The following is an 18,897-nucleotide window of genomic DNA, read 5'->3' as shown; positions in this document are numbered from 1 at the left end:
CTCCTTATTCCGCGGCCTGCGCGGGGGTTTTCTGGCCGGGGAACACGTCGTCGACCTCGTCCTCGGTCCAGCCGCGGCGCGAAATACGCTGCAGTTCATCGGTTACCGGTTTGCGGGTCGCCTGATACGACGCCAGCGCCGCCGCGACCGAATCCGCTGTGGACAGGGCGTCGGCGAGTGCGCCGCCGTCCAGGATCGCCGAATTCGCGCCCTGTCCCTGGTGGTGCAGCATCGAATGGGCCGCATCGCCCACCAGGACGACCGACTCGGAATGCCAGGTCTCGACGGGGTCGATATCGTAGACGGCGCGCACGTTCACGGTGCCCATATCCAGTTCGCGCGCGATATTCACGATCCGCTCGTCGAATCCCTCGACGGTGGCGACGATATCGTCCCGGGTGACCCGCGGCGCCCAGGTTCCGTCGTCGCACAGCGCCGTGATGTCGAAGGACACCTGGTTGCGGTGCCGCAACGGCAGCAGATAGACCTTCGTACCCTTGCCGATGTACATCCGGAGGTTGTCGTCGACGACCATTCCGTAGGCATCGTCGATGGAGATCACCGCACGATAGGCGTGCTCCCCGGAGAACACCGGATCCTCATCGCTGAACAGCTGGTGCCGTACCACGGATTTGATGCCGTCGGCGCCGATCACCAGGTCGGCTTCGACGGTTGCACCATTGGCGAAGGTGAGCACCGAGTGGTCACCTCGGTCCACCACGGTGTCCAGCGTATGCCCGAGGTGCACGATGCCCGGCGGCAGCGCACCGAGCAGCGCATCGATGAAATCGCCGCGGTGGATCAGATGAGTGGTGGTCTGCTCGGTACGGCCCGGCCATTCCTCCCGCATGATCTCGTCACCGGTGGCGGTGCGGATTTCGAAATAGTCGCTGCGCGAACTCACGGCGGCGATCGCGTCGAAGATCCCCCACCGCCGGAAAAGGTCCATCGTGCCGGGGCGCAAGCCGATTCCCGCGCCCACCTCCCGGATCTCGGTGGCCCGCTCGTACACATTCACCTGGGCCCCGAGCACACTCAGCGCTTTGGCCGCGGCCGCGCCACCGTATCCGGCTCCGACGACGGCAATCTTCAGTTTCTTCAGGTCGGCGGCTTGCATGGTTCTTCTCTCTGGACGGGCGCGGCGGTGCGCCGGACGGATACGTGTGCGCGACGGCGCAGTGGGCATGCGGCCGCCGCGTTCACGGTTCAGGCCTGGATGGTCAGGAACGCGGCGGGATTGTCGACGAACAACGTGGTGATGGTGGCCTCGTCGACTCCCGCGGCCCGCAGGTCGGGGATGAGGTCTTCGAAGAGGTAGTTCACGGTGTGGCCCTTCACGCCCGGCCAGCCCAGCGGGCTGCAGTTGGCATCGGCGGAGGCGAGGGCCTTGTCCAGATGGCCGTCGATGAACCGCAGGAAATGGTCCAGACGCTCCTTGCGGGGGCGGGCCCAGAACGGCGGATCCTCGAGTTCGGTTTCGTAGCCGAAGGTGTCGAAGCCGACCCGGCCGCCCTGTTCGGCGATCCAGGTATCGCGGGTCTTCTCGGCGTTCACCCCGTCGTCGGCGTGGCCGAACAGGACGCGGTCCAGCGGGAGGTTCTCCTCGTGGAAGATCGCGATCGCGTTCTCGGCGTCGATGGCGAGATGGGTCAGGATGGGCACACCGGTGCGCAGTGCGGCACGGGCGGCGGCACGGTAGATCCGTTTGTCCAGTTCGGTCATCCGGCCGCCGCGGCTCACCCCGACCTTGATGACTCCGGCGCGGCTGCCGGTATCGCCGATACCGGCGGTGATCTCGTGCACGAAATGCTCGGTCAGGTAATCCACGCTCGCCCGGGCGAAGAACGGCAGCGCGGTATCGCCCCCGACGAAACCGGTGCAGGCCACGATATGGACGCCGGTTTTCGCGGACAGCGATTTGTAGTAGTCGATATCGCGGCCGTTGCAGATACCGGTGACATCGACGAAGGTGCCGCCGCCGTACTCGTGGAACTTCCGCAGCTTCGGCACGGTTTCGGCATATCGCTGTTCGGGGGTTTTCCACCATCGCGTGTCCAGCTCGGAGCCGGGCATGCCGTATCCGATGTGCTCGTGGACGGCCACGATTCCCAGTTCTTCGGCCGGGATCGAGCCCAGCACGGTATTGACTCTCGACACAACACTCACCTTCGGAAAAGACGGATTTCGATGGCCGGCACTCAGCGCACCGACAGCAGCTCGCGTGGGTTGTCCACCAGGATCTGGCGACGATCCGCCTCGCTCAGGCCCTGCGCCGCGAGCAGTGGAACGAACGCCGAAAGGACGTAGCCGAACGGGATATCGCGCCCCGGATGCCCTTTTGCGACTCCGACCGCGTTACCCGACAGCAGGATCCGGTTCGCGTGGCCCGCGGCAACCAGATCGAGTACCAGAGCCGCCCGCTCGTCGTCGCGGAGATGGCCGTCGCCTTCGGTGCCCACGTTGTCCACGGCGATGTACGCCCCCCGGCCGACGATCTCCCGCGCGGCGTCTGCTGCCACCGCGTCCGCACGGTCCAGCCCGCCGACCACGACACGATCGGCCGGTAGGTGCTCGTCGAGGACGATTCCGAGATCGCGCACTGCGTCCGCGCCGTAGCGCAGCGAGACCGCCACGCCGGTGGCCAGAGCGGCCCTGGCCGCGCCGCGCAGCAGGCTTTCGTCGGTTGCCGTCGTTCCCGTCCGCGTCGCGGCGGTCACCACGAGACCCGCGGCGCCACGGCGTTCGATGCGAGGTACCACCATGCCCTCGGTGATCTCGCCGGTGAACAGATCGGCGAATTTCCCGGCCGGCCACGGTGTCGGCGGGTTGGTCTGCGGGGTGAGGAAGTAGCCGCCGAGCATCTCCTCCGGGCCCATCCCGGTGGAGGCGACGATATGCACACCGGTTGCCCGCGACAGCGCCTCGTACAGGCGCACATCCCGGCCGTGGAACATCCCGGTGCTGTCGACGATCGTGCCGCCGCCCCGCGCGCGGAATTCCCGCAGCTTCGCGGCCAGTGTTTCGAAGATCTCGGCGCGATCGAGGGTGATATCGAAGGCGTACTCCGCTCCCGGCAGAACCGAGAGCAGGGACTCGTGCACGGCCACAACGCCCAGCTCATGCGCGGGAACGGGGCCGAGCACGGTGGTCACGGTATTGCGCACAGCAGTCCGGTCGCCGATCACTGGCATGTCCTTTCGATGCCGACGTGGATCACGTCGATGTCTTCTCTGTCGAGCGGCTGCCTCGTGCTCCGATGGCGCCTCCGGCTCAGGGCCCTCGGTCAGGGCCGGTGACTGCGGTCACGCCGTCTCCATGAACGGTGCCACAAAACTTTACATCATGTCAATCATACAGATACCGCGTATGCTTTTCTCCGTATGCGTAAGATCCATCCGGCTTACGTGACGCAAGGACGCCTACCGGTCTGTACTCACGGCAACCGGCGGGCACGGAAGGTAGTCACCGTGCTCTACGCTGACCCGCATGGCGAGGCTTCGTGAGGCACAGAAGGAGATGACGCGAAAGCTCCTGCTCGATGCCGGTGTGGAGCTGTTCGTATCGAAGGGGTACACGGCGACCAAGGTCGACGAGATCGCCTCCGCCGCCGGGACGACGCGGGTCACCTTCTACGCGTACTTCCCCTCGAAGGTCGATCTGATGAAAGCCCTCATCGCTGAGCGGCTCAATGCGGCCCTCAACCGGATACCGTCTGCGGAACACGGAACGACCGAACGTGAACTGGTCGCCGTCGTCGAAGACGGGTCACGCGAGCGGATCCGTGCCTGGCTCGCCGCCAGCGCACAACGCTGGGAAACGATTCGCCCCTACACCACCACGGCCTTCGAGGCCGCCGCTGTCGATCCGGAGATCCGCGAACTGTTCGACGCCTGGCTGAACGAGGCGATCGGCGATATCGAGGACGGCCTGAACCGCGCGGACCGTTTCCCCGCCGGCACCCGGCGATTCCGCAGCGTCCTCGCGATCACCGAACTCGACCACGTCGCCCGGAACTGGACCTCCGGACAGTGGGGGGTCGAGTATGCGGAGATGCTGGACGTTCTCACCGAGAGCTGGTTCGGGTCGATAGGAGAGACCACCGGCACGTAACAGCGGAAGCTGGTTCGGAGAAGTGCCGTGACTACGACCGGGTCGAAATATCCGGCAGCGGCGATGAACCCGCTGCCTGCTGCTACCGCGGTGCCGCCCCGCGGCCGCGGCACAGCGGGCGTGGCAGATCCGGTTCTGGCACGATCGAAGCCGGTACCGCCCGGCCCGTGGCGGCAACGACGGCACGACGAGAGGACCGGCCCACACCGTGGCTACGCATTCCGGGACGAGCGAGCACACCACGCACGACCGTAAGGCCGAGATCGTCGAGGTCTTCACCGGCGCCTTCGGTGACATGATCGCCACCGATCCGGACGCCTTCCGCAAGAAGTTCCGCAAGATGGCCGATAATCCGTTCGCCTTCTACCGCGGTTCGGCCTGCCTCTTCTACCACGATATGGCGGCCGTCGAGGATCCGTGGGCCGACGAACGCACCGGCCGGATCTGGATCCAGGCCGATCTGCATGCGGAGAATTTCGGGACCTATATGGATTCCGCGGGTCAGTTCGTTTTCGATGTCAACGATTTCGACGAGGCCTACCTCGGTGCATTCACCTGGGATATCAAACGGTTCTGCGCCAGTGTGGCGCTGCTGGCCCGCCGGAAGGCGGTATCCGATGCCGATATCGAGGAGTTGATCGCGACCTATGCGCGGTCGTATGTGCGCATGGTGCGCGCCTTCCACGACGGCAGCCGCGACGAACAGGATTTCAAACTGCATCTGCGCAACACCACGGGCCCGGTACACGATGTGTTGCTGGATGCCCGGATGAATACGCGCACCGCACTGCTGGCCGGCACCACGGTCGTCGAGAACTACGAGCGCCGGTTCCGGCCGGGCAAAGGCGTCCGGACTCTGGGCGAGGACGAACGCGCACTGGTACTCGACGCGTTCACCCGGTACCTCGACACCATCCCGGAGCACAAACGCTTCCGCAGCATCACCTACGAAGTCAAAGATGTCGTGGGCCGCAAGGGTTTCGGGATCGGGTCGGCGGGGCTGCCCGCGTACAACATCCTCGTGGAGGGGCAGACCGAGGCCCTGGAGAACGATGTGATCCTGTCCATGAAACAGGGGAATGTGGCCGCGCCCAGCCGGATCGTGCGCGATGAGCGGATCCGGAAATACTTCCACCACCACGGGCACCGCACCGCGGTATCCCAGCGCGCGCTCCAGGCCCACGCCGATCCGTGGCTCGGCTATACCGAGATCGGCGACGAGGGCTATATCGTCTCCGAACTGTCCCCGTATGTGAGCGACCTCGACTGGTCCGACCTCACCGAACCCGCCGAGATGCGCCCGGTCATCGAGTATCTCGGCCAGGCCACCGCGGGAATGCACTGCGTCTCCGACGCCGACTCCGAGCAGACCCTGGTCGATTTCCAGAGCGAAGAAGCGATCATGGCGGCCATCGGCTCCCACGAGACGGAATTCGTCCGCGATATGGTGGATTTCGGTCAGAGCTACGCCCGCCGCACCCGCGCGGACCACGAACTCTTCATCGACGCCTTCCGCAACGGCGAGATCCCCGGCCTCGAGCGATCGACTCGCGACGCCTGACCTACCCCTCGCCGGTCGGGACATACCTGGACGGGGGGCAACAGGGTGGTGGCGCGCTCCGCTAACGGAATTCTCCGAGGTACACGGGGTCCGGGCCTCCTCCTGTTCCGCACGACAGCGCGCCGCCGCGGAGGTGATCCGCCGCCAACCGGTCGTCGGCGGCCGGGCCGGGGAGCAGCGGAATTCGCGCTACTCTCCGCTCAGAGCATCACGCGCCTGCGTGAGGAACCGCCGTTCGGCGGTGTCGTGTGACAGGTCGATCGCCTTGGTGTAGGCGGCGTACGCCTGGCCGGAGTGGCCGAGCAGACCGCACAGGTGGGCTCGGACCGCCCAGGCGGGCTGGAATCGCGGGTCGCCGATCTCGGCGTCCAGGATCGCCAGCCCAGCGGCGGGCCCGTGTACGCGGGCGGTTGCGGCGGCGAGTGAGGTCGCGCTGCCGAGCGTCGGGGCGAAACTGTGCAGCGCGCGATGGGCGTCGAGGAGAACGGCGGGATCGGCACCGGAGCCTTCGGCCGCCTGGATAGCGGCCTCGAGCTGGTACCGGCCGAGGGTGGCGAAAGAATACGCGTGGCGGAGATGGGCGTGGCCGCGCGCGACGAGTTCGGCGTCCCAGCGACCGCGGTCCTGACGCTCCAGCGGTATGTAGTTACCCAGGGCATCGGTGCGGGCGTCCGCGCGGGCCGTGCACAGGTCGATGAGGGCGGCGAGACCGTGCGCCTCGGGATCGTCGGGCAGGACCTGGGTGAGTACCTCGGCCAGGTGGAGTGCCTCCCCGGTCAGCGAATCGTTCCGTTCGCGGCCGGTGGTGTGCCAGTCGATGGCGAAGGCGCCGTAGACGGTTTCCAGCACCGCGTCCACCCGCGCCGGTAACTCCGCACGTTCGGGTATGCGGAACGGTATACGTGCCTGCCGGATTCGCTTCTTGGCGCGGGTGAGGCGTGCCGCCATCGTCGCGGTGGGCACTGTGAAGGCCCGGCCGATCTGTTCGGCGGTGCATCCCAGCAGGGTGTTGAGCATCAACGGAGTGCGGGTGGCCGGGTCGATGGCCGGATGGGCGCAGACGAACATCAGCTCGAGCCGGCGGTCCTCCAGCGCATCCGGGTCGATCCGGTCCAGCAGGCCCGGATCGTGGAGCGCCGGGTCGAGCGCGACGGTGCGGCGGGCGGGTGCCCCGGTGACCACATCGCGGATGCGGTTGCGGGCCACGGTGAGCAACCAGGCGTCGGGGTTGGCGGGAACACCCTCGACCGGCCAGTGCCGTACCGCCCGCTCGAAGGCATCGGCCAGAGCATCCTCCGCCATGGTGACATCACCGCAGCGGGCGGCGAGCAAGGCCAGCAACCGGCCGTAGGAGGTGCGGGCCGCGTCGGCGGCCCGCACCATCGCCTCCGTACGGTTCACGCCGTCCATTCTCCGGCGATACACGAGGTGGCCACGGGCCGCACCTCCAGCGTCGCGTAGGTCGTGGCCGGGCATTTCTCGGCCCAGCCGAGCGCGGCGTCCAGATCGGGGACATCGATGACGGACACCCCGGCCAGTGCTTCCTTCGTCGCGGCGAACGGGCCGTCCTGCACCTGCAATGTCCCCGTCCGCCTGGTCACGGTGGTCGTCGCCGCTTGCGGAAACAGGATATCGCCACCGACCAGGACCCCGGCCTCCTGCAAGGCCCGCCCGTAGGCGTCGAATGCCCGCTGCATTTCCTCGATCGCCGCCGCGGGGATCTCCCCTTCGCCCGGCTCCTCGTTGTGGATCAAAAACGCGTATCGCATCGGTTTGTCCTTCCTCAGGGGCCGGATCCGGTATCCGTGCATTCACCCTTGCGCAGAGATGACGATCCGGCACCGAACGAATCGACACTTCTGCGCGAAAAGTTGCGCAGACATGATCTGCACCCGCGAACCAGCTCACGCAATCAGGGCTATCGGAGCTTCCGGGGCCGCGACACCCCCGCACACCCCGTCCCGGATCTCGAGCCGGGTGCCCTCGAAGCGTTCGCGTATCCGGCGGTCGTGCGTGACCACCACCAGTGCGCCCCGATAGCCGGTGAGTGCCTCCTCCAGTTCTTCCACCAGTGCCGGGGACAGGTGGTTGGTCGGTTCGTCGAGCAGCAGCAGATCGACCGGATCGCTCACCAGACGCGCCAGCTCGATCCGCCGGCGCTGCCCAAAGGACAGGTCACCGACACGCATACCCAGGTCTTCCGGCCGGAACAGTCCCAACCGCAGCAGCTCGTCGGCATGCTCCGCCGGATGCCAGGGGCGTCCGTAGGCGAACGCCTGCAGCACGGTCATCTCCGCGGGCCACGGAACCTCCTCCTGTCGGAGAAAGCCCACACGGCCGGTCACCTGCACCGAACCGCTGTCGGGTACCAGCTCCCCGGCGAGCAACCGCAACAGTGTCGTTTTCCCGGCACCGTTGGGGCCGGTGATCAGCAGTCGCGCACCGGCGGTGAGGGACACCTCGCCGACCTCGAGCCGGCCGCGGACTCGAACATCCGTCATCTCGGCGACCGGCCCCTCCGGAACCCGCACGTGGCCGTCGAGGTCCGGCGTGAAATTCAGCGGGTCCGGTGGCGCGGCGACCGGGTTGCCGGTGAGCCGTTCGAGGCGTTCCTTGGCGTTGCGGATCCGTCCGCGGGCGCCGTGGTCGCGGCCGCGCGCCCGGAACGGTCCCGCCGCGAACACCGCCAGCGGAAGCTTGCGCGGGATGGCGTCCAGCCGCGCCACATTCGACTCCGCCAGGCGGCGATTACGAGCCAGCTCCTCCTTCCATCGCTGGTGTTCTTCCGCCATCCGCCGCCGTTGCGCCGCTTTGGCCCGCAGGTAGCCGTCGTATCCGTCGCCGAACCGGGCGACCTGCCCGTCCGCGACCTCGAGCACCACCTTTGTGATGCGTTCGAGGAACACCCGATCGTGTGTCACCGCGACGACGGTGCCGCGGTGGCCGCGCAGGTACCGTTCGAGCCAGCCCACCGCGGCGTCGTCGAGGTCGTTGGTGGGTTCGTCGAGCAGGAGCAGTTGCGGCGCGGCCGCCAGGGTGGCCGCCAGTGCGAGCCGGGACCGTTGCCCGCCGGACAGGGTGCCCAGCAGGCGGTCCCGGACCAGGCCCGGAAGTCCGAGCCCGGCGAGCGCGGTATCCACACGCTGGTCGGCCTGGTATCCGCCGCGCGCTTCGTACCGCGCCAGCAACTCCGCATAGCGACCCAGCACCGGCTCCAGCGGTCCGTTACCGGACAGTTCGGTTTCCACACTGCGCAAAAGGTTTTCGAGTTCGCGGATATCGGCCAGCGCCAGGTCGATCGCGTCGGCGACCGTTGCGGTGGCCGGCAGTGCAAGTGTTTGCGGTAGATATCCGGTCCCGCCGGGCGCCGAAACACAGACCTCGCCGTTGTCCGGCTGTTCCTGCCCGGCGAGCAGTCGCAGCAGTGTCGTTTTACCGGACCCGTTGTCGCCGACGATACCGACGGTTTCGCCGGGGCGGATCGTCAGCGAGACGCGGTCCAGAACGGTGCGGTCACCGTAGCGTTTGGTGATTTCGGAGAGGGTGAGTTGAGCAGCGGTGAGCATACGTCCTCCTGTTCTCGGCCACGCGGCCGTGATCACGGGAACCCACGCACGAGCGATGAACCGGCCGTAGCCGGAAGGTGGTGGGTGAAGAACGCGGAGGCGCACTCACCTGCGGAGTGGCGCTCGACGCGTCGGGGGCGTGATTACAGGAAGAACAACAAAGTACCCATGAGGCGATTGACATTATCGGTGAGAGACCGGGCTGTCAATCCCCTGCCCCGATGCGCCCGACCCGGAGGGCTTTCCGGCGCAGGAGCCACCGCTACCGCCGCGGACTTATGAGCTCCGCATATGCTGCTGTGCCCAGCTCGCGAATCCGGTGAGCGGAATCCCCAGAGCCCGCGCATATTCCGGCCGAGCCGGCTGGCCTTCGACGTTCATGAACGCATGGGAGGCACCCATCGGGGGCATACCGGCGGCCACTGCCTGCTCCACGGTCATATCCGGGGCGGTCAGCGGCGTACCGAGAGCGTCCGAGAGGACCTCGGCGATTTCGGACATCGACAGATAGTCGCTCGCCAGTTCCAGTTCCACCCGATCGAATCGTTCCGGGTCGGCAACGGCCGCGGCCGCCGCCCGCCCGATATCGGCCACCGCGGCCAGCGACAGCCGCGTATCCGGTTTCAGCACACTCACCAACCCACCGGAGATCCCGCGGGGGAAAAGGAACGCCATGTCGGGAAGGAAATTCTCCATGAAGAAACCCGGTTTGAGAATGGTCCACCGGGCGAAACCGGCAGCGCGAACCTGCCCTTCGATGGCGTGCTTGGTGTTCAGTGACGGCGCGACCGCCTCCCAGCGCCCCTCCGACCAGCCCGGTATTTCGGTATGCCGGCCCGCACCGGAAACCGAGGTGTGCACGAACTGCGTTACCCCGGCGGCGCGCGCACCCTCGATCAGGTTGACGGCCTGGTCGAATTCCCCGGCGAAGTCGAACCCGGCTGCCGTCGGCGGCGCCTGCTGGATCGAGAAGACCGAGCGGGCACCTTCCGCGGCCCGGGTAATCGACTCCCGGTCACCTAGATCGCCCGCGACCAGTTCGGCCCCCAGCGCGGCGACAGCACGCGCCGGTCCAGTGGCCGGATCGCGGACCAGGGCGCGAACCGGCACACCGGCCGCGAGCAGCGCGCGGGCGGTGGCGCCACCTTGTTTGCCGGTGGCGCCGGTTACCAGGACAGGCGCGGTTTCTACAGACATGAGTTCTCCTCCATCACAGCGAAACACTAAACGGCGGGGCCCGCCGTTTAGCTTCCGCTAGAATACGGCGGGCCCCGCCACTTAGCAATCCCGAGAGGAAAAGCGATGCCGGATCAGCAACGCGCCGACGCCCGGCGCAACTACGCGCGTATCCTCGCGGTCGCCGAGGCGGAGGTCGCCGCCCACGGATCCGCGGCCTCACTGGAGCAGATCGCCCGCACCGCCGGCGTCGGCTCGGCCACCGTGCGCCGCCACTTCCCCACCCGCCGCGCCCTGCTGGAAGCGGTCTCCCACGAACGCGTCGAGGTCCTGCGTGTACGCGCCGGGGAACTGGCCGGCGCCGCCGACAGCCGGGCAGCACTCCTGGAATGGCTGAGCGATGTCGTGACGTACTGCGTCGAGGCCCGGGGCCTGGCGGCCGCGCTGTCCTACGACCTCGATCCCGATTCGCTACAGGAGAATTCCTGCGCGGCAACGATCCACGAGGCCGGCGACCCGCTCCTCCATCGCGCGATCCGCGACGGGACGGTCGTCGCGGACGCCACCATCACCGAGTTGATCACACTCGTCATCGGCATCACCCTGGCTACCGAAGCCCTCCCCGACCCCGCCGGCCGCGCACACCGCCTGTTCCGCCTCGCCATCACAGGATTGAGCCCGCGGCCCTGACTCCGGCGCCGGACCCCGCCCATCCCGCACGGGGCTCAACTCGACCGGCGCCGAACCTCTCGCTCACAAGCCTGCGAGAACTCCCCCGGGTCGAACCCGAGCACCAGGGCGATCGCCTCCAGCGATCTGCGCGACAGCTTTCCGCCCCGTTCGGCATGCATGGTCGTACCCGGCAGCAGGAACGCGGCATTGTCGAGCTCCAGGCAGGTGAGACCCGCCGCCCGGCGTTCCAATGACAACTGTTCGCCGACCACCGTATCGGCGCCCGCGAACAGTCCCAGACCATCCATGTCCACGCTCCCAGTGTGAACCTGCGCACCCTCCGGCATACATGTTTTTGCCGATGCCGCCCGCAACGTCCCACGCGGCGGCGGCCGCGGCCGGTGGTCTCGCCGACCCTCATATCCGGGAACGCTACGCGGCCGTTCGCGATCTCACCGACGGTTCACCACTGCTCGACTGATGCCGCGACCGTCGCATGCGCGCCGTTCTCGTGCAGCGACCGCAATGCGGCCAGGTAGGCCGTGACGAAGGCCGGCCGGTCGACGAGATCACCGAATACGGCGCGTTCGGTGAGGAAGGCCGTGGGTTGCGCGTGCTGCTCCCGGGCCAGCGCGCCGAGACGCTCCCGCAGCGGATCGACGATATCGATCGGCTCCCCTTGTTCGTCCACGCCCTCGGCATACCGGGCCCAGCCGGCGACCACCGCCGCGGCACAGGTGATGTCACCACCGTCGCGTAACCGGCTCCGCACCACCGGCAGCAGCCATTTGGGGATGCGGTCCGACGATTCGGCGCACAGGCGGGCAATGGTATCGCCGATGGCCGGGTTGGCGAACCGTTCGATCAGGGTGCGTTTGTACACGTCCAGGTCGACGCCCGGCACCGGACGCAGGGTCGGTGTCGCCTCGGTGTCCATGTACCGCAACAGGAATCGCTCGAACACCGGATCCTGCGCGGCCTCGTGGACCAGCCGGTACCCACTGAGGTAGCCGAGATAGCCCAGCGCCTGATGGCTCGCGTTCAGCAGGCGGAGCTTCATCAGCTCGTACGGCGCGACATCGGCAACGGTCTGGACACCCACCTTTTCGTAGGCAGGCCTGCCGAGCGTGAACTCGTCCTCCAGCACCCACTGGGTGAACGGTTCGGTCACCACGGGCCAGCTGTCGTCGATCCCGTAGCGTCGCGCCACTTCCGCCGCTGTTGCGGCAGTCGAGGCCGGGGTGATCCGGTCGACCATGGAATCGGGGAACGCACCGGTCCGGTCGATCCAGTCCGCCAGGCCCGGATCGCTCAGCCGGGCGAATGCGGTGAAGACGGCGCGAGCGATCTGCCCGTTACCCTCGATATTGTCGCAGGACATGATCGTGAACGGCGCCAGTCCACGCTCCCGGCGCCGGGCCAGCGCTTCGACGACCAGCCCGAAGGTGGTCGCCGGGACGGCCCCGGGTGCGAGGTCCGCGACCACAGCCGGGTTGTGCGCATCGAATTCACCGGTCGTTGCCGAGAAGTTGTAACCGCCTTCGGTGATCGTCAGCGAGACTATGCGGGTGCGTTCGTCGGCGAGTTTCGCCAGTACGGCCTCCGGATCGTCGGGCGCGTACAGGTATTCCACGATCGACCCGACGACCCGGGTTTCCCAGGTCCCGTCGGGATGGGTGACCGACAGCGTGTACAGGCAGTCCTGCTCGTGCATGACATCGCGCATCCGCCGATCGGACGGCAGGACCCCGACCCCGCATATTCCCCAGTCGCGAGCTTCGCCGAGTTCGAGCAGGCGATCCAGATACATCGCCTGGTGGGCCCGATGGAACCCGCCGACACCGAAATGCACGATGCCGGTGTCGATACCGGATCGGTCGTAGGACGGTACGGAGACGACCTCGGCGAGTTGCTCGATCGCCGCGGCGCACAACCGCACCGGTCCGGACAGCACGGACTGTCCTTGCATCGCATTCCTTCCCGAGCTTTCGGAACCCACTCGTCAAGCCCTCCGACGGATTTCTGTTGTGTACGTCACAACCGGAATGTTACCTTGTGTGAGCACCCGTTCATGGTCTGATCATCTGCTCACGGACGTATCGGCTCACCGCGCGCCTCCGCTGGGACGCCTGCCCCGATCCGGCCTGTTCCCCGATCCGGCTGTCGACCGGCCCGCTCACCGAGGAGTGCCCGTGACCACCGAGCCGCCCCGCCCGCTCGCATCCGAAGATGTCCGGCTGGCCCTGCGCGCGGCAACCCTGTACCACCTGGAGGGCGCCACCCAGGCCGAGATCGCCGCGAAACTCGGAGTATCGCGGCCCACGGCGGGCCGGCTCATCGCCCGGGCCCGCGCGCAAGGACTGATCCGCATCGAGATCAGCGTCCCGGACGAGCTCGGCGCCACCGTGCACACCGAACTCGAACGCGAACTCGAGCAGATCTTCGGTCTCACCGAAGCCGTCGTCACCAACGCGGTACCCGATGGCTCACCGGCCGGGTACTACGCGCTGGGCCGGGCCGCGGTGAGTGTGCTCGCGCGCCGGCTACGCGAACGCGACACTCTCGGGTTCACCTGGGGGCCGGAGACCGTCGCCGTAGCGCAGGCCCTCAAACCACGGGCGGCGCGCTGCGCGACTGTGGTCCAGCTGGACGGGTCGATGACCACCACGGACTATCAAACCGGTGTCGACTTCACCCTCGGTACCTGCGCGCAGCTGTTGCAGGCCGAGCCGGTCCGGCTGCACGCGCCGCTGTACGCCGACGCGGCGACGGTCACCGCGCTGCACAACGATTCGCTGATGAGCCGCGCGCTCGAGGTCGGCCGCAACGCCGATGTGATGATCTTCGGAATCGGGCCGGTCTCCACCGCGACGACTCTGTTCGAGGGCAGCTATCTCGATACCGCACTACTGGACGAACTACGCAGACTGGGTGCCGTCGGCGAGATGGGCGGGCGGTTCTACACCCGCGAGGGCGCCGATATCGACAGTTCACTCACCGCCCGCACAGTATCGGTCCCACTCGACGCGGTACGCGCGTGCCCGGCCGCCGTGCTGGTCTCCGGCGGTGAAACCAAGCACGAGGCGATTCTCGGCGCACTCAACGCAGGCCTGGCCGACATCGTGGTCACCGATATCGATACCGCGCGGTGGCTGGTAGAACACAAGGAGGCAGCGCCCTGATGAGGATTCGTTCGAAATATCTCGCCGCCGCAATCGCGGCGACGATGACGCTGACCTTGTCCGGTTGCGCGGGCGCCGGCTCGTTCGTCGGCGGCGGCGCCGATGCGGTGACCATCGCGATCATCTCGAACTCGCAGATGCAGGACGCCATTGCCCTGTCCGACCGCTTCGAACGCGAGAACCCCGGTATCGAACTGAAATTCGTCTCGCTGTCGGAGAACGAAGCGCGCGCCAAGATCACCGCATCGGTCGCCACCGGCGGCGGCGAATTCGATGTGGTGATGATCAGCAATTACGAAACCCCGCAGTGGGCGGAAAACGGCTGGCTCACCGACCTTTCCGAATACGCCGACCGGACACCGGGCTACGACGAAGAAGATTTCATCCCTACACTGCGCCGATCGCTGTCCCACGAGGGCAGTATGTATTCGGTCCCGTTCTACGGTGAATCGTCGTTCCTCATGTACCGCAAGGACCTGTTCGAACAGGCCGGCCTGGAGATGCCGGCCGAACCCACCTGGGAGCAGGTCGCCGGATACGCCGCCGCCCTGGACGCGCCCGGCGAGACCTCCGGTATCTGCCTGCGCGGCAAACCCGGCTGGGGCGAAATACTCGCCCCGCTCAACACGGTGATCAACGCCTTCGGCGGCCGCTGGTACGACGAGAACTGGAACGCGCAGCTCACCAGCCCCGAGACCGTCCGTGCGGTGCAGTTCTACGTCGATCTGGTCCGTAGCCACGGACAATCGGGCGCGGCGACGAGCGGATTCAGCGAATGCGCAACACAGCTCGCCCAGGGCCGCACGGCCATGTGGTACGACTCGACCTCCGCGGTCTCGGTCCTCGAGGATCCCGCGGCGAGCCGGGTCGTCGGCAAAATCGGCTACGCACCCGCTCCCGCCGCGGTGAAATCCGATAACGGCTGGCTGTATTCGTGGTCGCTGGGCATTCCGACCACCAGCGATAAACCCGATGCGGCTTGGAAGTTCGTGTCCTGGATGACCGATAAGGACTATCTCGAGATGGTCGGCACCGAACTCGGCTGGGAGCGGGTGCCGCCGGGCAGCCGGCTGTCCACCTATGCGATTCCGGAGTACGAAAAGGCGGCCGCCGCCTACGGCCCGCCCACCTTGGCGGCCATGGAGAAGGCCGATCCCGAGAACCCGACTGTCGCACCCGTCCCCTATACGGGGGTGCAGTTCTTGACGATTCCCGAGTTCCAGGATCTCGGCACCCGGGTCAGTCAGCAGATCAGCGCCGCGATCGCCGGACGGATCAGCGTCGGTGACGCACTCGAACAGGCGCAGCAGTACGCCGAGGTCGTCGGCGAGACCTACCGGGAGGCGCAGTAGCCATGTCGAGCACCACCACAGCAGAGGCTCCCCCGGCCGACCCGGGCCCCGAAAAGGCGAAACCGCCGTCGGGACGCCGCGCCGTCTCCCGCGCGGAAGGCTGGCGGCGCCGCGGTCCGCTGCTGCCCGCGCTGATCTTCATGATCGTCGTCACCCAGATCCCGTTCCTGGTGACGGTCTACTACTCGACCCAATCGTGGAACCTGGTGCGCCCCGGCTCACAGGAGTTCAACGGCCTCGGCAACTACATCGATGTCTTCTCCGACAGCCAATTCCGCACCGTCGCAATGAATACGGTACTCATGATCGCCGGTACCGTCGTGATCTCGGTGATCCTCGGACTGCTGCTGGCATTGCTGCTGGACCGGAAGTTCTTCGGGCGCGGAATCGTGCGCACACTGCTGATCACCCCGTTCCTGGTCACCCCCGTCGCCGCCGCCCTGATCTGGAAGACGACAATGCTCGACCCGGTCTTCGGCCTGGTCAATTTCGCTCTGCAACCGTTCGGCGTCGGCGAGATCGATTGGATCAGCCGATTCCCGCTCCCGGCGGTGATGGCGAATCTGGTCTGGCAGTGGACACCGTTCATGATGCTGCTCATCCTCGCCGGATTGCAGTCCATGCCCCGCGATATCGTCGAGGCGGCCCGGGTCGACGGTGCCGGCGCGTTCGCGATCTTCCGCGAGCTGACCCTGCCGCATCTGCGCCGCTTCATCGAACTGGGTGCCGTCCTCGGTGCGATCTATCTGGTCAACACCTTCGATGCCGTGTACATGATGACCTCCGGCGGGCCGGGTGTGGCCAGCGCCAACCTGCCCTACTACATCTATCAGCGCGCGTTCCTCGGCTTCGATATCGGGCAGGCGGCCGCCATGGGCGTGGTCACCGTGGTCGCGACCATCATCGTCTCGACCCTGGCGCTACGCCTGATCTTCAAGAGTTTCACCGGGAACGAGGAGGCGGCCTGATGAGTACCGCGGCGACCGCACGTATCGACGACACCGCGCCGACACCTGTGCGGCCCACCCGGCGCCGGGCCCGTGACTCGGTGTGGGCGGTTCTGGCCTGGGTGATCGCGCTCGGCTTCTTCTTTCCCGTCCTATGGATGGTGCTCACGGCATTCAAGGAGGAAGGCGACGCCTATACCGATCCGCCGAAACTGTTCTTCACCCCGACACTGCAGCAGTTCCGCGATGTCCTGGACAGCGGTATCGGGACGACGCTACTGAATTCTGTTTTCGCGACCGGTATCTCGACACTTCTGGTCCTGCTGCTGGGAATCCCCGCGGCGTTCGCCCTGTCCCTGCGGCCGGTGCGTAAAACCAGGGACGCGCTGTTCTTCTTCATCAGCACCAAAATGCTGCCGGTGGTCGCGGCGATCATTCCGCTGTACGTGATCGTCGGCGATATCGGGATGCTCGACAATATCTGGACCCTGGTCATCCTCTACACGGCCATGAATCTGCCGATCGCGGTGTGGATGATGCGCTCGTTCTTCCTCGAGGTTCCCGGCGAACTACTCGAAGCCGCGAGTATGGACGGGGCCGGCCTGTGGACCTCGGTCCGGGAAGTGATCCTGCCGCTGGTGTCCCCCGGGATCGCCGCGACAGCGCTGATCTGCATCATCTTCTCCTGGAACGAATTCTTCTTCGCGGTGAACCTGACGGCCGTTCAGGCGCAGACCGTCCCGGTGTTCCTGGTCGGCTTCATCACCGGTCAGGGCCTGTACTGGGCGCAACTCTCGGCGGCGGCGGTGCTGACCGCACTACCCGTGGTACTGGCCGGGTGGATCGCGCAGAACAAACTCGTGCGCGGCCTGTCGTTCGGCGCGATCAAATAACCTCCCCGCCTTGCAGAATCAGGAGTAACCGTTATGGCCGAGATCTCGTACAAGAACGCGTCGTGCGTCTACCAGGGCGCCGACCAGCTCGCGGTCGATTCACTGAATCTCGATATCGGCGACGGTGAATTCGTCGTCCTCGTCGGCCCCTCCGGGTCCGGGAAGAGCACAGCCCTGCGTATGCTCGCCGGGCTCGAAGATATCGACGGCGGCACCATCACGATCGACAACGAAGATATGGTCGGGGTCGCCCCGAAAGACCGGGATATCGCGATGGTGTTCCAGAACTACGCGCTGTACCCGAACAAAACGGTCGGCGAGAACATGGGCTTCGCGCTCAAAATGCGCGGCATATCGCACGAAGAACGCAAACGCCGCGTCGCCGAGGCCGCGAAACTCCTCGACCTCACCGAATACCTCGACCGCAAACCGGGCAAACTCTCCGGCGGACAACGGCAACGAGTCGCCATGGGCCGCGCTATCGTCCGCGAACCGCGCGTGTTCTGCATGGACGAACCACTCAGCAACCTCGATGCGAAACTCCGGGTCCAGACCCGCACCCAGATCGCCGCACTACAACGCCGCCTCGGCACCACCACCGTCTACGTCACCCACGACCAGGTCGAGGCCATGACGATGGGCGACCGCGTGGCGGTGCTGAAATCCGGCCGGCTCCAGCAGTTCAGCACGCCGACCGAACTGTACGACCGCCCCGCGAACGCCTTCGTCGCCGGATTCATCGGCTCCCCCGCCATGAACCTGTTCACCGCCTCCCTCACCGCCGGCGGAGTCGAGGTGGGGACGACCACCCTGGAACTGCCCCGCGCCGCCATGACTGTGCTGGCCGGCGCCGGGTTGGACACGGTCACTGTAGGGATCCGCCCGGAGCAGCTCGAATTACGCCGGGACGGCACCGGCTTCGCCGTGGTCGTCGAACTGGTCGAGGAGCTGGGCAGCGAATCCTACGTCTACGCACGCGGCACCAGCGGATCCAACCCCGCACCCAACGGATTACCGATCACCTTCGTGGCCCGGTCGGCGAGCAGGTCACCGGCGAAACTCGCGGAGAACGCGACGATGGCGGTCCGCCCGGACGCCACCGTCCACCTCTTCCATCCGGTATCCGGCGAGCGAATCGGTGACTGACAGCCGGCGGGTTACCGGGCACCACCCTGATGATGGCTTGCCGCCCAGGCGGCGAGCCCCTGGGCCTGCGGTGACGCCGGCCAACAGTCAGTCCCGGTCCTGATCGCGTCCGGTCTCGAGCTCGCGGATCCGCTCGGCGGCCTTGCCCAGCCGCTTCTTGCGCGCGGCCGCATCGGATTCCTTCAACTCCTCGTAGATCTCCTCGTCGGCATCGCTGAACCGCAGGACCACCCGGGGGATACTCAGGGTGACGATCAGCGACGGCCAGACCAGCCAGGCGTGATCCCAGTCC

At 66.7% G+C, this 18,897-nt stretch carries 17 protein-coding genes and 1 pseudogene; 8 read left to right on the top strand and 10 right to left on the bottom strand.

Annotated features, from left to right (window positions below; genetic code table 11):
- Positions 1–4: 4 nt before the first annotated feature.
- The 3 genes from ON22_RS32145 to ON22_RS32135 form a co-directional block, all read right to left on the bottom strand.
- Positions 5–1,117, bottom strand: coding sequence for an FAD-dependent oxidoreductase (locus tag ON22_RS32145; RefSeq protein WP_033242724.1), 1,113 nt, complete (start codon positions 1,115–1,117; stop codon positions 5–7).
- An 89-nt stretch (positions 1,118–1,206) separates the two neighbouring features.
- Positions 1,207–2,157 carry a phosphotriesterase family protein gene (locus tag ON22_RS32140; RefSeq protein WP_033242723.1) on the bottom strand — a complete coding sequence of 317 codons (951 nt, stop codon included), beginning with the start codon at positions 2,155–2,157 and terminating at the stop codon, positions 1,207–1,209.
- A 41-nt stretch (positions 2,158–2,198) separates the two neighbouring features.
- On the bottom strand, positions 2,199–3,191 hold the full coding sequence (locus ON22_RS32135; protein WP_033242722.1) for a phosphotriesterase family protein: 993 nt from the start codon (positions 3,189–3,191) through the stop codon (positions 2,199–2,201).
- 295 nt (positions 3,192–3,486) lie between these two features.
- On the opposite strand from ON22_RS32135, the gene ON22_RS32130 reads away from it, so the two are divergent.
- The gene (locus tag ON22_RS32130; protein ID WP_033242721.1) at positions 3,487–4,110 is read left to right on the top strand and encodes a TetR/AcrR family transcriptional regulator; all 624 of its coding nucleotides are present in this window, start codon (positions 3,487–3,489) and stop codon (positions 4,108–4,110) included.
- Positions 4,111–4,405: 295 nt separating this feature from the next.
- Positions 4,406–5,671: a DUF2252 domain-containing protein gene (locus ON22_RS32125; protein ID WP_081596004.1), complete on the top strand. Its 1,266-nt coding sequence runs from the start codon at positions 4,406–4,408 to the stop codon at positions 5,669–5,671.
- A 189-nt stretch (positions 5,672–5,860) separates the two neighbouring features.
- Here the strand turns inward: ON22_RS32125 and ON22_RS32120 are convergent, their stop codons facing one another.
- From ON22_RS32120 to ON22_RS32105, 4 genes are all read right to left on the bottom strand, one after another.
- On the bottom strand, positions 5,861–7,081 hold the full coding sequence (locus ON22_RS32120; RefSeq protein WP_081595988.1) for an RNA polymerase sigma factor: 1,221 nt from the start codon (positions 7,079–7,081) through the stop codon (positions 5,861–5,863).
- On the bottom strand, positions 7,069–7,440 hold the full coding sequence (locus tag ON22_RS32115; RefSeq protein ID WP_033243027.1) for a YciI family protein: 372 nt from the start codon (positions 7,438–7,440) through the stop codon (positions 7,069–7,071). The genes ON22_RS32120 and ON22_RS32115 overlap by 13 nt, the downstream gene beginning before the upstream one ends.
- A gap of 135 nt (positions 7,441–7,575) precedes the next feature.
- Complete coding sequence (locus tag ON22_RS32110) at positions 7,576–9,237, bottom strand: TlrC/CarA/OleB/SrmB family ABC-F type ribosomal protection protein (protein ID WP_033242720.1); 1,662 nt, start codon at positions 9,235–9,237, stop codon at positions 7,576–7,578.
- Between the two features lie 276 nt (positions 9,238–9,513).
- Complete coding sequence (locus ON22_RS32105; RefSeq protein ID WP_033242719.1) at positions 9,514–10,434, bottom strand: NmrA family NAD(P)-binding protein; 921 nt, start codon at positions 10,432–10,434, stop codon at positions 9,514–9,516.
- A gap of 105 nt (positions 10,435–10,539) precedes the next feature.
- Here ON22_RS32105 and ON22_RS32100 point away from each other — a divergent pair, with 105 nt between their 5' ends.
- Positions 10,540–11,103 carry a TetR/AcrR family transcriptional regulator gene (locus ON22_RS32100; protein WP_033242718.1) on the top strand — a complete coding sequence of 188 codons (564 nt, stop codon included), beginning with the start codon at positions 10,540–10,542 and terminating at the stop codon, positions 11,101–11,103.
- Between the two features lie 35 nt (positions 11,104–11,138).
- Here the strand turns inward: ON22_RS32100 and ON22_RS32095 are convergent, their stop codons facing one another.
- A complete protein-coding gene (locus ON22_RS32095) occupies positions 11,139–11,399 on the bottom strand; it encodes a hypothetical protein (RefSeq protein WP_156052228.1) in 261 nt (86 codons plus the stop codon).
- Between the two features lie 149 nt (positions 11,400–11,548).
- Entirely contained in the window at positions 11,549–13,054 is a 1,506-nt protein-coding gene (locus tag ON22_RS32090) for a mannitol dehydrogenase family protein (RefSeq protein ID WP_086007840.1), read from the bottom strand.
- Between the two features lie 223 nt (positions 13,055–13,277).
- Here ON22_RS32090 and ON22_RS32085 point away from each other — a divergent pair, with 223 nt between their 5' ends.
- Genes ON22_RS32085 through ON22_RS32065 form a run of 5 tightly spaced genes read left to right on the top strand, consistent with a single transcriptional unit; the run spans position 13,278 to position 18,605 of the window.
- On the top strand, positions 13,278–14,267 hold the full coding sequence (locus tag ON22_RS32085) for a sugar-binding transcriptional regulator (RefSeq protein WP_231508277.1): 990 nt from the start codon (positions 13,278–13,280) through the stop codon (positions 14,265–14,267).
- On the top strand, positions 14,267–15,619 hold the full coding sequence (locus ON22_RS32080; protein ID WP_051158357.1) for an ABC transporter substrate-binding protein: 1,353 nt from the start codon (positions 14,267–14,269) through the stop codon (positions 15,617–15,619). The genes ON22_RS32085 and ON22_RS32080 overlap by 1 nt, the downstream gene beginning before the upstream one ends.
- Before the next feature lie 2 nt (positions 15,620–15,621).
- Complete coding sequence (locus ON22_RS32075) at positions 15,622–16,587, top strand: carbohydrate ABC transporter permease (protein ID WP_033242714.1); 966 nt, start codon at positions 15,622–15,624, stop codon at positions 16,585–16,587.
- The gene (locus tag ON22_RS32070; RefSeq protein ID WP_033242713.1) at positions 16,587–17,459 is read left to right on the top strand and encodes a carbohydrate ABC transporter permease; all 873 of its coding nucleotides are present in this window, start codon (positions 16,587–16,589) and stop codon (positions 17,457–17,459) included. The genes ON22_RS32075 and ON22_RS32070 overlap by 1 nt, the downstream gene beginning before the upstream one ends.
- 33 nt (positions 17,460–17,492) lie before the next feature.
- Complete coding sequence (locus tag ON22_RS32065) at positions 17,493–18,605, top strand: ABC transporter ATP-binding protein (protein ID WP_033242712.1); 1,113 nt, start codon at positions 17,493–17,495, stop codon at positions 18,603–18,605.
- Between the two features lie 87 nt (positions 18,606–18,692).
- Here ON22_RS32065 and ON22_RS32060 read toward each other — a convergent pair.
- Positions 18,693–18,897 (bottom strand): annotated as a pseudogene (locus ON22_RS32060) (DUF1707 SHOCT-like domain-containing protein); the annotation flags it as partial.

The sequence above is a fragment of the Nocardia carnea NBRC 14403 genome (genome assembly GCF_000308515.1).
Taxonomy (GTDB): Bacteria; Actinomycetota; Actinomycetes; order Mycobacteriales; family Mycobacteriaceae; genus Nocardia; species Nocardia carnea.
Note: the sequence above shows the minus strand (reverse complement) of the source record. Positions and strands in the feature narration are given on the sequence as shown.